This window comes from Aquabacterium sp. A08, assembly GCF_011742065.1.
Genome location: NZ_JAAQQT010000693.1, coordinates 1278 through 14447, shown reverse-complemented (window position 1 = coordinate 14447; position 13170 = coordinate 1278). Strand labels below are relative to the sequence as shown.

At 63.8% G+C, this 13170-nt stretch carries 17 protein-coding genes and 1 tRNA gene; 1 reads left to right on the top strand and 17 read right to left on the bottom strand.

What is annotated here, in order from left to right; genetic code table 11:
* Positions 1-82: 82 nt before the first annotated feature.
* From HA630_RS20015 to HA630_RS19940, 16 genes are all read right to left on the bottom strand, one after another.
* The gene (locus HA630_RS20015) at positions 83-1225 is read right to left on the bottom strand and encodes a phage major capsid protein (RefSeq protein ID WP_166837148.1); all 1143 of its coding nucleotides are present in this window, start codon (positions 1223-1225) and stop codon (positions 83-85) included.
* A gap of 177 nt (positions 1226-1402) precedes the next feature.
* Entirely contained in the window at positions 1403-1681 is a 279-nt protein-coding gene (locus tag HA630_RS20010; protein WP_166837146.1) for a hypothetical protein, read from the bottom strand.
* Positions 1678-1854, bottom strand: coding sequence for a hypothetical protein (locus HA630_RS20005; RefSeq protein WP_166837144.1), 177 nt, complete (start codon positions 1852-1854; stop codon positions 1678-1680). Before HA630_RS20005 ends, HA630_RS20010 begins: the two co-directional genes overlap by 4 nt.
* The gene (locus tag HA630_RS20000; RefSeq protein ID WP_166837142.1) at positions 1851-2045 is read right to left on the bottom strand and encodes a hypothetical protein; all 195 of its coding nucleotides are present in this window, start codon (positions 2043-2045) and stop codon (positions 1851-1853) included. Before HA630_RS20000 ends, HA630_RS20005 begins: the two co-directional genes overlap by 4 nt.
* 167 nt (positions 2046-2212) lie before the next feature.
* Positions 2213-2488, bottom strand: coding sequence for a hypothetical protein (locus HA630_RS19995; RefSeq protein WP_166837141.1), 276 nt, complete (start codon positions 2486-2488; stop codon positions 2213-2215).
* On the bottom strand, positions 2485-3024 hold the full coding sequence (locus HA630_RS19990) for an HNH endonuclease (RefSeq protein WP_166837139.1): 540 nt from the start codon (positions 3022-3024) through the stop codon (positions 2485-2487). Before HA630_RS19990 ends, HA630_RS19995 begins: the two co-directional genes overlap by 4 nt.
* Positions 3021-5216 carry an AAA family ATPase gene (locus HA630_RS19985; protein WP_166837137.1) on the bottom strand — a complete coding sequence of 732 codons (2196 nt, stop codon included), beginning with the start codon at positions 5214-5216 and terminating at the stop codon, positions 3021-3023. Before HA630_RS19985 ends, HA630_RS19990 begins: the two co-directional genes overlap by 4 nt.
* Complete coding sequence (locus HA630_RS19980; RefSeq protein ID WP_166837135.1) at positions 5213-5395, bottom strand: hypothetical protein; 183 nt, start codon at positions 5393-5395, stop codon at positions 5213-5215. Before HA630_RS19980 ends, HA630_RS19985 begins: the two co-directional genes overlap by 4 nt.
* On the bottom strand, positions 5392-5640 hold the full coding sequence (locus tag HA630_RS19975; RefSeq protein ID WP_166837133.1) for a hypothetical protein: 249 nt from the start codon (positions 5638-5640) through the stop codon (positions 5392-5394). Before HA630_RS19975 ends, HA630_RS19980 begins: the two co-directional genes overlap by 4 nt.
* Positions 5637-5867, bottom strand: a complete 231-nt coding sequence (locus tag HA630_RS19970) for a hypothetical protein (protein ID WP_166837131.1) — start codon at positions 5865-5867, stop codon at positions 5637-5639. The genes HA630_RS19975 and HA630_RS19970 overlap by 4 nt, the downstream gene beginning before the upstream one ends.
* Positions 5864-6139, bottom strand: a complete 276-nt coding sequence (locus HA630_RS19965; RefSeq protein ID WP_166837129.1) for a hypothetical protein — start codon at positions 6137-6139, stop codon at positions 5864-5866. The genes HA630_RS19970 and HA630_RS19965 overlap by 4 nt, the downstream gene beginning before the upstream one ends.
* Before the next feature lie 114 nt (positions 6140-6253).
* Positions 6254-6856, bottom strand: a complete 603-nt coding sequence (locus tag HA630_RS19960) for a hypothetical protein (RefSeq protein ID WP_166837127.1) — start codon at positions 6854-6856, stop codon at positions 6254-6256.
* The gene (locus HA630_RS19955; protein ID WP_166837125.1) at positions 6853-7788 is read right to left on the bottom strand and encodes a site-specific integrase; all 936 of its coding nucleotides are present in this window, start codon (positions 7786-7788) and stop codon (positions 6853-6855) included. The genes HA630_RS19960 and HA630_RS19955 overlap by 4 nt, the downstream gene beginning before the upstream one ends.
* A 46-nt stretch (positions 7789-7834) precedes the next feature.
* Positions 7835-7911 (bottom strand) — tRNA-Val (locus HA630_RS19950).
* A 55-nt stretch (positions 7912-7966) separates the two neighbouring features.
* Positions 7967-10249, bottom strand: coding sequence for a bifunctional (p)ppGpp synthetase/guanosine-3',5'-bis(diphosphate) 3'-pyrophosphohydrolase (locus tag HA630_RS19945; RefSeq protein WP_166837123.1), 2283 nt, complete (start codon positions 10247-10249; stop codon positions 7967-7969).
* Complete coding sequence (locus HA630_RS19940) at positions 10246-11193, bottom strand: alpha/beta fold hydrolase (RefSeq protein ID WP_166837121.1); 948 nt, start codon at positions 11191-11193, stop codon at positions 10246-10248. The genes HA630_RS19945 and HA630_RS19940 overlap by 4 nt, the downstream gene beginning before the upstream one ends.
* A 142-nt stretch (positions 11194-11335) precedes the next feature.
* Between HA630_RS19940 and HA630_RS19935 the strand changes: the two genes are divergently transcribed.
* Positions 11336-12106, top strand: coding sequence for a 3-hydroxybutyrate dehydrogenase (locus HA630_RS19935; protein WP_166837119.1), 771 nt, complete (start codon positions 11336-11338; stop codon positions 12104-12106).
* 16 nt (positions 12107-12122) lie between these two features.
* Here the strand turns inward: HA630_RS19935 and HA630_RS19930 are convergent, their stop codons facing one another.
* Complete coding sequence (locus tag HA630_RS19930) at positions 12123-12848, bottom strand: SIMPL domain-containing protein (RefSeq protein WP_166837117.1); 726 nt, start codon at positions 12846-12848, stop codon at positions 12123-12125.
* Between the last annotated feature and the right edge of the window lie 322 nt (positions 12849-13170).

Here is a 13170-nt window from a genome sequence, read left to right as displayed (position 1 = left end):
GCTGGAAACTGGCGACTGTCCGACTTAGGCCAGCGCCCGGCTATCGCCTTGCGGCGCGCCTCCGGGCTAGGCGGTATCAAGCTCAGGGCACGGTGACTTCCAGCACGGCGTCGGGACTGAACACAGCCAGGCCCACGCGGATTTCGGCCAGCATGGTCATGGTGCCGTTGGTCATGTCGTCACCAGAGCGGCCCAGTTCCACGCGGGCTTCGCTGCGGTCAAGAATCGCCACTTGGCTGGAATCCAGCACCAGCGGCGCGGTTTGGCTCACGCTCGGATCAGTCACCACATTCATGCCCCAAAGGGTTTGGGCCGATGCGGTCGCCCAGCTTTGGGCCACATAGGCGCTTTCGAGGTTGCGCTCAGAGCGAATGGACTGCCACAGGGTCGGGTGCATCACCACCGTATCAGCGCGCCAGCCGTTGCTTTCCAGCGAAGTGGCGGCATAGCCGATGGCATCGGCCCAGGGCGTGTCACTGGCCGCCACAAAGGTGGTGGCCTGCTCTTGCAGCCCGTCGATAACGTCAGTGCCTGCAATCAACTCGTGGCAAGCCTTTTGCGCCACGCCGTAGCGCATGACTTGGCCAGCTTGGCTCACCAGCAGCGGCATATCTGCCACCACCTGATTGCTCAGCTTTTGGAAAAAGCCGATGGTGGCAATGCGCGCGGTTTTCAGTTCAGTCGGCATGGAACCAGCGGCAAACGCTGCACCTTCCTGGGCCTGAATCGCGGCGGCGTTGACGTAGTTGCTCAGCACGTTGTAGTCCAGCGCATTGCTGGAAACCACGATGCGGGGCAGTGCCTCCATCAGCGTCAGGCGGCGCGCACCGAACGAACCCAGGCGCGGATCGCGTTGGGCCTGCACGTCGATCAGGTCGGTGGCGCTCGATGAAACATCACCCACCACAGGGCCGCTCTTGAACTGCAACAGGCTGGCCAGCGGTGCGTTCAGCGTCACAGATGCCGACTTGATGCCACGGTCTGCCACCATGGCACGGATGCGCTCATCGTTCAGGGCCTTGGCCAGTGCACCGTTACCGGCAGCACCTGGGCCGCTACTCTGTACGCCAGTGGCAAAGATACCGCCGCCGCCCTGCTTTTGGGCCACTTCGTTAAGTGCTTGGCTCAAGCCTTTGTAATCCTGCTCCAGTTCGCCAATACGGGTGCCGAATTGGGCCTGCATCTGGTCGATGCCTTTTTGCACGATTTGGGTAATTTCAGACATTTGGAAACTCCATAAAAGGGAAAGTGATTCACCTTTTGGCGCTTGTCTGAATCAGGCTCACCCAGATCAGCCAATTAGCCAGGCAGCAGACAGAATCACTCTGTTGATTGCAGCCACACGCACCAGGCTATTAGCGCGCGCAAACCGATTCTAATAACCTATTCCACATTTTGCAAACTATTGCCAATCGCGCATTGTTTGCAGCCGTTGCTCGATCAAATAGCGACTTCCTCGGGCCGGATCGTGAACCCCAATTCTCACAATCGGGAAATCGTTCATGGGCGGCATGTTTTGCGCCACCTCCACGAACGCCACGCCTCCAAAATTCAGCGCTAGGTTTAATGCGTTGGCGCTTTCTTCGTTGCTGGCCAGTTCCTCAATGCTGGCGGTCATGTAGTCCTGGGCAGCGCGCACCAGGGCGCGCAGGGCCTCGGCTTGCTTTTGCTGCGGCGTCATGGTTGCACACCTTGCTTGAGGGCAGCCAGTTGCTGGGTCAGCCAGTCGGCGCGCACCTTCAGCGCCTCGACTTGAACGCGCAGCGCATCCTCGCGGGCCTGCCGCGCTTCGTTGATTTCGTTTAATCGCTCGATTTGCTGGCGGTAATGCTCTAGGGTTTGCGCGGGCGTCATGCTTGCATTTCCTTTTCCATGGCCACCAGGTCGGCTTCTAGCTCGTCATAGGTGGCGCCAGCGGCTTGCAGGGCCTCCAGGCGTTGCAATAGCTCATTGCGCCGCCGGTATTCGTCAGCCACGGCGACTTGATGCGCCAATCGGTTAATGCGCGCTCTCAGCGCCGGGGGCAATTGCTTATTTCGTTGCATGGTGTCTTTCCTTTCTCGCGTGCAGGTGTGCGGGCGGCAGGGGTAAAAAATGGGGCAGATAGTTATCGGCTTGCGATAAATTGAAGGCAAGCGGCCGGTTTTTAGTCAACCATCAAAACACTTCAGAAACACCCCCCGGGGGGCGCCTTGATATTTGCTGATTGTTTTCATGGGCCGGCTAATTTCCGCGCATGGCTGTCGTGCTGGTTTACCTGCAATCGCTTCGGTTTAGTTGCCGACACCCCCACCACGGCCTCTAATCGCTTGCTGGTGCGTTTCTTTTGCGGCGCCAATGCCTTGCCCTGCCTTTCACGCCTCGCGCGCGCTGTGGCCTCTTTTGCGCTCACTGCCAGCAATCCCATGCCCAGGCTGTTGGCTGTCCAATCCATCGCAGCAGGGCAGCAGATGCCGTGCAGGTAGTCGTGCAGGTCTTGCTCGGTCATGGCTTTGGCTCCAAGGTGACGGGCAGCAGATCGGCAGGCCGGTACAGCACGCCCAGGGCTTGCTTGTGTCGCCAATAGGCCACGGCGGCTTGCTCAGGTGTGTCGAATGTGCCGATGCGCTTATTGCGAAACCGGGCAACCCAGCGGCCACGCAGCAGGATCACGCCCAGGTGGCCGGTCTTGCTGTCACCGTCTGGGCGGTAGCGGTTGGCGTGTATGCCTTTGGTATCGGTCAGTTGCAGATTGCCCAGGCGGTCGTCGCTGTTGATACCGTTGCGATGGCTCACGCACCCCAGCGGCCATTCGCCAAAGTGCAGCGCCCATGCCAGCCTCGATGCCAGCACGGTGATGCGCTGGTAACGCACAACGCGGAACCCATCGCGGCGCAGGCAGCCCGCCACCTGCCCGGCCTGGGCGCGGGTGTTGACCGTCTTGCGCCAGGTCAGTGCCCCGCTCTCGGGGTCATAGGCCAGCACCTCGCGCAGTGCCTTGATGCTGGGCAGGTCGCCAGGCTTGCGGGGGGTGGTCTTTTTCATTTCTCACCCCCTTTACCTGCCGCACCATCGGGACATGGGGACATGTTTAAAGACACATGTCCCGTCCCGTCCCGCTTATGGTCGGGACATGTCCCGTCTATGTCCCGCTTTTGTCCCGTGTCCCGTTTGTTTGTGGCCTTGATGAAGTCGGCTTCCCGGATCGTCGCTGCGGGCTCCAGCACGCGGTAAACGTCCTGGGATACGGTCATCAGCCCATCCGATTGCAGGCTAGTACGGACACGTTGAAACGCTTTCTTTTTGGCGTCCGGGGTGTCAGCCGTGCTCAATTCGTAGAACTTCACGCGCCAGGCCTCTAGGTGCAGGCCGATGAACTTTCCTTCGTGGTCTAGCAGGCCGTGCCCCTCATCGCAGGCCAGGCAATAGGCGGCGATGCCTTGGCGTTGTGTTTCGCTCAGTGGCTTGAACCTGGGTGCTTCGTGGTGCTCTTGCGGTGATACCGCGCAGCTTGTGAGCGCATCGCCATCGCTGTCTGTGCCGAGTTCGATCACGGACAGGGTGAATCCATGTTCGGCGCCGTCTTGCCCATCCTTCACCTTGTCAGCACGCCATGTACGCTGGTCGCCGTTGCGGCTCACTTCGATGGCGGCATCCACTGCGGGGATTTGGCTAGAGTGCCCGCGCGGCCTGCCTGCTGCGCCGTGTCCGGTATGTGCCACCAGCACTGCCAGTCCATCGGCTGCGGCTTGCAGGGTCTTGGCCCCTTCGATGATCTCGCCCATGTCCTTGGCCGAGTTCTCATCTGCATCGGGTGCCGCACGATTTTGGGTGTCGATGAAAACCACAGCACCCTGTGGCACCACAGCGGCCAAGTCGCTCACATCAATCGGGTTATTGATGCGAAACGGCTGCATGACGAGGTGCAGCGCATCGGGCAGTGGCCGTCCGTTCTGGTGCTTCCAGGCTTCGGCGCGCAGCTTGAACCCAGCTTCACCTTCCAAAGCGACATACACCACAGCCGATGCGTTGACGCGGTAGCCGAACCAATCGCGGCCTTCAGCGATGGCACAGGCCATGTCAAAGGCCAGAAACGATTTACCGGCCTTGCTGGGGCCGTAGATTTGCGCCAGGCCACGGGTGGGCATGACACCCTTGATGCGCCATTCAATCGGCGGCATAGCCTCCAGATCAGCAGCACTCAGCAGCTTGTAACGAGGTGCAGATACAGGTGCTTCGGTGACTTCGGCGGCCTGGGTCAGCAGATCGCGTAGAACTTGTGGGCCATCGCGTTGAATCAGGTCATTGGCGTCAAAGTTGGACGGCTCGCCCTCGGGCATGTAAGCCACAGCGGCGCCCAGATCGCGGGCCACCGCTTGCGCTTCGGCCTCCTTGCCAGCGTCGGGCACCAGCACCAGGCGCAGGTCGTGGTGATGTTGTTGGAGCATCTGCACCACAGCACGCACCCGGCCCCAGCCAAAGCAAACCACAGCCGCTTCGCCGGTCGCCTCCCAGCACGCCCATGCTTGGCCGATGCCCTCCACCACATGCGCCACGCCACCGGGGCGGATGTGTCCGACGGTGAACGCGCCCTCCAGGCTTGCGCCCTTTAAGTTCAGCTTGTCGGCCATGCCCTTGTTACGCAGGCGGGCACGCACCGCCTGGTGCGGGATCATTTGCAGGCTAGACAATGTGCCGTCATGGCGCAGCACGGGCACCAGCAGAGCACCGCCCATACGTTCATTGCACTGGTGCAACGGATCGTCAGCAGGCAGCACGCGCAGGCCATCGGGTCGCCCTTGCTTGGCGTCGATGTAATCGTGGCCGACTTGTTCAGCCGGTACACCACGCGCCCAGACTTCGGCAGGGCTTGCCCCTGGTGCAAACACTGGCCCAGCATTTGCGGTCAGGTCGGGCAGGCGGATCGCAGGTTGCACAACTTCACCACGGTGTAGCTCATCGCTCCATCCATGCTTTTTGGCAAGATGAAACAGTGTTGCAGCCGTCGCCGTCTTGCCCTTGCCGCTGGGCTTGATGGAGCGAAACGCTGCACGCACGTCTTGTTCGCTTTTGAAGTTGTCGGCGCCTCTGCTCCACTCGACAATCTCATCAATCGGCAATTTGGCGGCAATGGCCGCACAGCCGATACGGTGCCAATCCTCGCGCGGCAAGTTGGACGGGATCGCCCACAATGCGCTTCTTGCCCGCAAAAAATCGTTATAGACGGTGCTTGTCATCGGCGCCCGCCTTTCTTCTGTTCCTTCTTCGCCAATCGCGCGGCCATGCGGCGAAACTCTCGCCCGCCCAGGTTGCCCGCATTGGAGCCTCCCAGCAGTTCGCCGTGTTCGGTCATGACAATTTCTGAGGGCGCACGATTGACCAGGGCCAGGCGTACAGATAGAGGTGATTTTTTCATTTCCGCACCTCCATCACGAACGCTTCCAGGTCTGCCAGGTCGCGGCAATATTTGGTCAGATTCCAGCGGGTGACAAAATAACCCCCCTCCACGCATTCGCGGCATTCAAAACCAGCCAGGGCCAATTCGGCGCGCAGTGTATGGAATCGCTTTGCAATCGCGCCAGGTTGCGCGACAATTGCGGAGTTGGTTTCGTGTGGGGTGCCGTTCTCAGGGGTGGGGACGGTGCCTTTTTTATGGGTCATCGTGCGGCCTCCGCTGCATCCTTCATCAACTCAATCAACCATTCGCGCAGCTCCATTTCGTTGGGTGCGGTCCCGATTAAGGTGTTGTTGATGGCATCGACGATGATGTATTCGCCCAGGCCGTTGTGGTTGAAACCGGAACGACTCCAACGGACGTTGATCCCCTCTATGCTCGCACGGCGGCGCAGGGTGGCCAGGGTGACGGTTTGGGGGTTGAGGGCGATCATGCGGCCACCTCCGCGTTACCCAGGCGCTCCAGGCTTTCACGGCGCAAAATATCGCGCACCACGGCGCCGATTAGGTTGGCGTCCACATAATCGGGACGTCGGCCAGCACCCAGGAACAATGCGCCTTCGCGCACCAGTTCCTCACGGTGGCCTTTACGAAAAAACTCCCAGCTTTTGGGGGTGGGAAACACCCTTCCAGCGCTTTCGGCTAACCACTCAGCCACGGGCATCAGCCCGGCCAATTGATTGCGATTTGTTGGGATTTCATTCATTCAGTCACTCCTAGAAAAGCTCGCCGCCACGGCGATGGAGTGACTATGGGGCGCTATCGGCCCTTATTTACAGAATCTGGCACGAACCCGGTGATGCTGTGCCACCGGGTCGATTTATCTGGCCTTTTGTGCGGACAAAAACGCCTTGGCGCGGCGTATGGTCAGCAGTCTTTCTTGCACGTCCAATCTGAACAACTTTGCTTTGGTTGTGTTAGTCCCAAAATCGTTGCCCGCTTGCATGTATCGGTTTAGATCATTGGTGGCGGCGGTCTTGGCCTCCATCAGCAGCCGCCTTGACTTTTCAAGCAGCATGACGTGCCCAGCCTCAGGGAATGAGGCCAGGGCCTTAGAAAACCATTCGTTGGCGTCTTCTTGCTGTTGCGCCGCGTGATCTGTACGCTTTGCAGCCCCTGCCTTTGACGCCATCTGACGATTGATATTTGACCTATGGTGGACATTTTGAGCACCCACCCATGCGCCAGTTTCCACAATGAACTGCTGAAAATCCTCGCGCACAGTGTCAGCATTACCGCCCCAGGCAGCAAAGCGACTCACGCTGCTGATAAGTCGTGCAGTCGCCGTGCCAGGGATGGTACCCACCATGTCCACGATGGTGGCCGCTAGACCTTCACGATCAGGCCCGTTTTCGGTACCCAGCAGCACCTCGATGCCATGCTGTAGATCATCCAATCCGTGAGGCAAAGGCGGCTTATTCATCCGAACACCCTTGCGGCCAAAGCCTGTTTGTCAGAAACATTTAGATGAAGATAGCGGCGCGATGCGGCCAGGGTGCTGTGCCCCAGGTGGGCCATGATTTGGGCTTGGCTGGCTCCGTTGGCGGCCAGGGTGGATGCGGCGCCATGTCGCAGCAAGTGGAAATTGTGCCCTTCTAGACCGGCCTCCTTCGTCAGCTTGGCCCACAGCTTGCGCCACTCAAATGGCGCGCCCCACTTGTTGCCGAACACCAGCGCAGCCGGGTTTTTGTTCGGCAGCTTCTTGAGTTCAGCCACAGCGGCGCTACTGATAGGCGTCACCAGTGGGATGCCTGTCTTGCTGTTCTCCGCTTGAATCAGTCCTTCGGCCAGGTCAACGTCTGCCCAGGTCAGCGCCTGTAAGTTTCCAGCGCGCCACCCGCTGGAAAACGCCACCTCGATCAGTGCGGCCATCTTGCCCCAGCGCCTGTCCAGCGCGCGGGCCAGTGCCACCAATCGGCTTTTGCCCTCTGCCGTGATGTAGCGCAGCTTTTGGGGGCTTTGCACGGTTTCCAGCCCTTTGGTCGGCGGCGTCCAGGTACGGGAAACCAGCCGTTGGCGCTTGGCGTAGCGGTAGAGGCCACCAAGATCGGCAGCGTAACGGGTCAAGGTGGTTTCTGCCATCGGCTGGCCGGACGGCACAGCGGGGCCATTGCGGCGCGGAACCATGCGGCCACGGCGCTTGAGGGCCAACAGGCCAGCATCAACATCTTCAGGGGTGATATGTGTTAGCTCGCGCTGTCCGAATTGGTCAATCCAGAAACGCAAACAGGCCAGGCTGTCGGCTGGCCGTGCGGTGCTGGCGCAGTAGGCGTGCGCCACATCAGTGAACAACGTCGAAGACATTGTGGGGTTCTCCTTAGCAAGCAAAACGATCAACGCCTTTTTCAAGGCCACTTTTGATCGCCGTGGCGGCTGCTTTACCTAGGAAAACCAATTAAATTGGTAGGCGCAATTGGACTCGAACCAACGACCCCCACCATGTCAAGGTGGTGCTCTAACCAGCTGAGCTATGCGCCTGGGTCGGTAACAAGATTCGTATTCTAGCAGGAAAAAAGGCGATTTTTCAAGTCCGTCACCGACGCCGCACCACCTGCACGCCCGGCACGTCGGAAACGGCCGACATCACCTTGGCCACGCGGGTGGCGTCCGGCACCTCCACGGTGAAAGTCATCCAGGCAACGCCCTTGACCGACTGGGTCTGCACGCCAATGACGTTGATCTTCTCGCGCGCAAACGCGTCGGAAATGTCGCGCAACAGACCCTGGCGGTCCACCGCTTCCACCGCCACGTCCACCGGATAAAACGCCGACTCCGTGCCCTTGCCCTTGGCGCCGCTCCACTGCACGTCAATGACGCGGCCCGGGTGCTTGCCGGCCAGGTGGTTGAAGTCCGGGCAGTCGGCGCGGTGGATGCTCACGCCCTTGCCGCGGGTGACGAACCCGGCGATGTCGTCCGGTGGCGCGGGCTTGCAGCACTTGGCCAGTTGCGTCAGCAGCGAATCCACGCCCACCACCAGCACGCTGCCCTGGGGGGCTTTTTCGTCGCTGCGGGCCTTGCGCAGCACCACCTCGTCGGGCGTGGGCAATGGCTCGGGCGGGTTGAGTTGTTGCTCCACCGCGCGCAGGGTCAACTCCTCTTTGCCCAGGGCCTCGAACAGGGCCTGCGGCTGGGCGTAGCCCATGGCAGAAGCCAGTTCTTCCAGGTTGATGGCGGTTTTGCCTTCGCGCTGCAGCAGTTTTTCCAGGGCCTCGCGGCCGCGGGCGGCGTTGTCCTCGGCCGCCAGGGCGTTGAACCAGGCGCGCACCTTGCTCTTGCCGCGGTGGCTGACCAGGTAGCCTTGGTCCGGGTTGAGCCAGTCGCGCGAGGGGCCGCCTTCCTTGGCGGCGACGATTTCCACCGTCTGGCCGTTGTCCAGCGGGGTGTTCAGCGGCACCATGGCGCCGTCCACGCGGGCGCCGCGGCAGCGGTGGCCCAGGTCGGTGTGCACGGTGTAGGCGAAGTCCACCGGGGTGGCGCCCTTGGGCAGCTCGACGATGGCGGCGTGCGGGGTCAACACGTAAATGCAGTCGTCGAACAGCTGGCTGGCGGCGCCGCTCAAGTCGTGCTGCCAGGCCAGCAGCTGGCGCAGCACGGCGATCTTGGCGTCGTAGTCGGAACTGGCCGAGACGCCAGCATAGCCCTTGGCGCCGGCTTCCTTGTAGGCCCAGTGTGCGGCCACGCCGTGTTCGGCGTGGTCGTGCATGGCCTGGGTGCGGATCTGGATCTCGAACGCCCGGCCCTGGCCGTCGCGCACCACGGTGTGCAGCGACTGGTAGCCGTTGGGCTTGGGTTTGGCGATGTAGTCGTCGAACTCCTCGGGCACCGGGCTGAAATGGGAATGCACGTAGGCCAGCACGCGGTAGCAGTCGTCCATGCCGGGCACCACCACCCGCAGGGCGCGGATGTCGAACACCTGGTCAAAGTCCAGCGACTTGCCACGCATCTTCTTGATGATGCTGTAGATGTGCTTGGGCCGGCCCTGCACCTCGGCGGCCACGCCCTGGGCGCGCAGCTCGGCTTCCAGCGACTGGCGCACCTGCTCCACGTGGGTTTCGCGCTCGACCCGCTTTTCGTCGAGCAGGCGGGCGATCTGCTTGTAGGTGTCGGGCTCCAGGAAGCGGAAGGACAGGTCTTCCAACTCCCACTTGATCTGCCAGATGCCCAGGCGGTTGGCCAGCGGCGCAAACACCTGCAGCGACTCGCGCGCCAGGTCCGGGTCGGGCAGGATTTTGGCGGCGGCGTGGTAGCGCAGGGTCTGCAGCCGCGAGGCAAGGCGCAACATGACCACCCGCAGGTCGCGCGAAAACGCCAGCAGCATCTTGCGCACGTTTTCGGTCTGGCTGGCGTCCAGTTCGGACACCGGCGCCTTGGCGCTGGCCAGCGGCAGGCCGTTCTGGTCTTGCGCGGCCAGGCGCTGGGCGCGCACCTGCGCGGCCTTGACGCGGGCCTGCCGTTGCAGCTGCACCAGCTTGGTGGCTTCCATGGCCACGTCGGCGTAGTCGCTGCCGAAGGCTTTGGCGATGACTTCGCGCGGGCGGTTCAGGTGCTGGCAGGCGTAGACCAGGTACACGCAGGCCTGCATTTCGGGCGTGCCCCCGATGAGGCGGATGATCTGCACCACCGCGTCGGCGTGGTCCAGGGTGTTTTCGCCGGTGTCCAGGTGTTCGCCCAGCAGCAGCGGTTCGGCAAAGGCGCGGGCGCGCGCCAGCGCTTGCTCGTCGCGGGCCTGCGGCCCCGAGCCGGCCAGGGCGGCGGCCAAGGCGGTGTGCGGCGCGTCGGTGGCCGGGGCGGCGACTGCGGTCGTGTCCAGATTCATGGGGCCAGCAAAAAGTCCTTCACCGCGGCCACCTGGTCCGGGGCCACCAGGGTGGGCGCGTGGCCCACCCCGGCGAATTCGACACAGCGGGCGCGCGGCCCGCGTTCGCCCATGCGGCGCGCGGTGTCGGCCGACAGCAGGTCGGACTCGGCGCCGCGCAGCAGCAGGGTGGGCGCAGTGATGGCGTCGTACATCTGCCACAACAGGGCCTCGCCCGCGTGGGCGGCCTGGCGCGCAGCGTCGCTGTCGCCCACGGCCAGCAGGGCCTTGAAGGGCACCGCAATGTCGGGGTCGTAGTGCAGCGTCCAGCCGCCCAGCACCGGGCGCAGCATGGGGCGCGACAGGGCCAGCCACTGCTCGGGCGTGTGCGGGCCGAAGCCGGTGGCAATCGCCCACAGCGCGTCGGCGGCGGCCTGTTCGGTGGGGAAAGTGGTTTGCACGCCGATGTAGCTGCTGATGCGCTGCAGCGCCTGCGCCTCGATGACCGGGCCCACGTCGTTGAGCACCAGGCGGCGCAGGCCCACCGCCGGCTGCGAGGCCAGGGCCATGCCGATCAGCCCCCCCATGCTGGTGCCGACCCAGTCGACCTGCAGCGCATAAGGTTCGGCCGACCCGGTGGCGGCGGCGTGGCGCTGGCGCAGGTGGGCCAGCAACACCGCCAGGTCGGTGGCGTAGGTGGGCACGGTGTAGGCCATGGGGTCGTCCAGCCAGTCGCTGTGGCCGCGGCCGGCCACGTCCACGCTCACCACGCAGGCGTGCGGCGCCAGCGCCTGGGCCAGCACGTCAAAGTCGCGGGCCTGGCGGCTCAGGCCGTGCACGCACACCACCACCCGCGCCGGGCAGGCCTGGCCGGTGGCGTTCCACTCCCACCAGGCGATGCGGCGCTGCGGGCTGTGTTTGGCCTGGGGGCCGGGAACGGCCAGGTGGTGCAGTACAGGTTCCATGCAAGAGTCTCCCGCGGGGGCACCCAGCGGGGCCTCCGACTTCCGTGATAATGTTTTCAAGCCCGCCCAACCCGTTCGTGGCTGTCACAAAACGGGACAAAGCGCCCATGTCTCGGATCGTAATGGAAATGGAGAAGACTTCATGCTGAAGAACAAGACCGCCCTCGTCACCGGCTCGACCAGCGGCATCGGCTTGGGCATTGCCAAGGCCCTGGCGCGCCAGGGCGCGAACATCGTGCTCAACGGCTTTGGCGAGGTGGAGGCGGCCCAGGCCGAGGTGGCCGCGCTGGGCGTGAAAGTCGCCTACCACGGGGCCGACATGAGCCGCCCCGCCGAGATCGAGGCCATGATGGCCGCGGCGGCCGCCGAATTCGGCCAAGTGGACATTCTGGTGAACAACGCCGGCATCCAGCACGTGGCCAGCGTGCAGGACTTTCCGGTGGACCGCTGGGACGCGATCCTGGCCATCAACCTGAGCAGCGCCTTCCACACCACGCGCCTGGCCCTGCCGGCCATGCAGGCGGCCAACTGGGGCCGCATCATCAACGTGGCGTCGGTGCACGGGCTGGTGGCGTCGGCGCAGAAGTCGGCCTACGTGGCGGCCAAGCACGGCGTGGTGGGCCTGACCAAGGTGACCGCGCTGGAAAACGCCACCACCGGCGTGACCTGCAACGCCATCTGCCCCGGCTGGGTGCTGACGCCGCTGGTGCAGAAGCAGGTGGACGCCAAGGCCGCCGCACTGGGCCTGAGCAACGAGGAGGCGACCAAGCTGCTGCTGGGCGAGAAGGAGCCGTCGATGCAGTTCACCACCCCCGAGGAACTGGGCGAACTGGCGGTGTTCTTCTGCTCGCCGGCGGCCAACAACGTGCGCGGCGTGGCCTGGAACATGGACGGCGGCTGGGCCGCCCAATAAGCCCGGCCACGGCACATCAACGCAGCTGCACGCTGCCCGCCACGCTGACCTGCACCGTGGCGCGGCCCGGCTCGGCCGGCACCGGGGCCGACGCCATGTCGGCCTTGGCCTCGGCGGCCATGAACAGGCGCGGCCGCACCGGGCTGGCCACGCCGCCGTCGCTGACCGACACCTCGCGCAGCGTGTAGCCGGCAAAGCCAAACTCCTGCGCCACCTGTTGGGCCGTGGCCTTGAACCGGGCGATGGCCTGCTGTCGCACCTCGGCCTCCAGCCGCTGGCTGGCTTCTCGGCTGAGCGAAAAATACATTTGCGCCACGCTCATGCCTGGGGTGTCGCCCGCCAACGCGGCGACCTGGGCCACGTCGCGGCCCTGCAGCAGCAGTTCGGCCGTGCCCTGCCAGCCCACCACCTGGCCGTCGCGGCCGTAGCGCGGCTGCACCTGGAAGGCGCCGGTGCTCAGCGCCAGCCCGGCGCGGGCGGCACGGGGCCGGGCGTGGGCCAGGGCCCGCTCGACACTGGCCTTGAGCTGGTTTTGCACGGTGCCGGCGTCGGGGGCCTGGTGGCGGGCCTGGAGGGTGACGGTCAGCCAGTCCTGCACCGCCTCCTGCTGGGCGCTGGCGCTGAGTTGCACCACGTTCTGGGGCTCGGTCAAAGCCTGGGCCTGGGCCGGCAAGGCCAGCGCGGCACAGAGCCAGGCCAACGCGGGCCAGCCCAAGGCATGGCGCAAGGTCGTGGGGGTCATGCGGTACTCCTGCGGTGGGTGAACATGCCCCACAGTGTGCCAGCCGCCGGCCCCCGGCGCGCGGCGCGGTACGGGCAGGACTGTGCGGCGCTGGCAACATCTGTAACAGGCGGTGTCCGGCGCGCCACACCCCTCGGCAAGCGGGGCCGGCGGTGTGACAATGACCGTTGTTACAAATTTTCGGGAGCCCGACCATGCCGCCACCCAGCAACCGCCCGGACCGCATCCTGGTCGTGGACGACGATGCCCGCATCCGCGACCTGCTCAACCGCTACCTCACCCAGGAAGGGTTCGAGGTTTGGGTGGCCGAGGACAGCCGCGC

Excerpts from the sequence above, each read along its gene's own strand:
- HA630_RS19940 (WP_166837121.1), bottom strand. The coding sequence starts at position 11,193 with ATGGAACCTGTACTGCACCACCTGGCCGTTCCCGGCCCCCAGGCCAAA.
- HA630_RS19980 (WP_166837135.1), bottom strand. The coding sequence starts at position 5,395 with ATGAAAAAATCACCTCTATCTGTACGCCTGGCCCTGGTCAATCGTGCG.
- HA630_RS19935 (WP_166837119.1), top strand. The coding sequence starts at position 11,336 with ATGCTGAAGAACAAGACCGCCCTCGTCACCGGCTCGACCAGCGGCATC.
- HA630_RS19945 (WP_166837123.1), bottom strand. The coding sequence starts at position 10,249 with ATGAATCTGGACACGACCGCAGTCGCCGCCCCGGCCACCGACGCGCCG.
- HA630_RS19975 (WP_166837133.1), bottom strand. The coding sequence starts at position 5,640 with ATGACCCATAAAAAAGGCACCGTCCCCACCCCTGAGAACGGCACCCCA.
- HA630_RS19985 (WP_166837137.1), bottom strand. The coding sequence starts at position 5,216 with ATGACAAGCACCGTCTATAACGATTTTTTGCGGGCAAGAAGCGCATTG.
- HA630_RS19970 (WP_166837131.1), bottom strand. The coding sequence starts at position 5,867 with ATGATCGCCCTCAACCCCCAAACCGTCACCCTGGCCACCCTGCGCCGC.
- HA630_RS19960 (WP_166837127.1), bottom strand. The coding sequence starts at position 6,856 with ATGAATAAGCCGCCTTTGCCTCACGGATTGGATGATCTACAGCATGGC.
- HA630_RS19930 (WP_166837117.1), bottom strand. The coding sequence starts at position 12,848 with ATGACCCCCACGACCTTGCGCCATGCCTTGGGCTGGCCCGCGTTGGCC.
- HA630_RS20000 (WP_166837142.1), bottom strand. The coding sequence starts at position 2,045 with ATGCAACGAAATAAGCAATTGCCCCCGGCGCTGAGAGCGCGCATTAAC.
- HA630_RS20015 (WP_166837148.1), bottom strand. The coding sequence starts at position 1,225 with ATGTCTGAAATTACCCAAATCGTGCAAAAAGGCATCGACCAGATGCAG.
- HA630_RS19965 (WP_166837129.1), bottom strand. The coding sequence starts at position 6,139 with ATGAATGAAATCCCAACAAATCGCAATCAATTGGCCGGGCTGATGCCC.
- HA630_RS20005 (WP_166837144.1), bottom strand. The coding sequence starts at position 1,854 with ATGACGCCCGCGCAAACCCTAGAGCATTACCGCCAGCAAATCGAGCGA.
- HA630_RS19995 (WP_166837141.1), bottom strand. The coding sequence starts at position 2,488 with ATGACCGAGCAAGACCTGCACGACTACCTGCACGGCATCTGCTGCCCT.
- HA630_RS19990 (WP_166837139.1), bottom strand. The coding sequence starts at position 3,024 with ATGAAAAAGACCACCCCCCGCAAGCCTGGCGACCTGCCCAGCATCAAG.
- HA630_RS20010 (WP_166837146.1), bottom strand. The coding sequence starts at position 1,681 with ATGACGCCGCAGCAAAAGCAAGCCGAGGCCCTGCGCGCCCTGGTGCGC.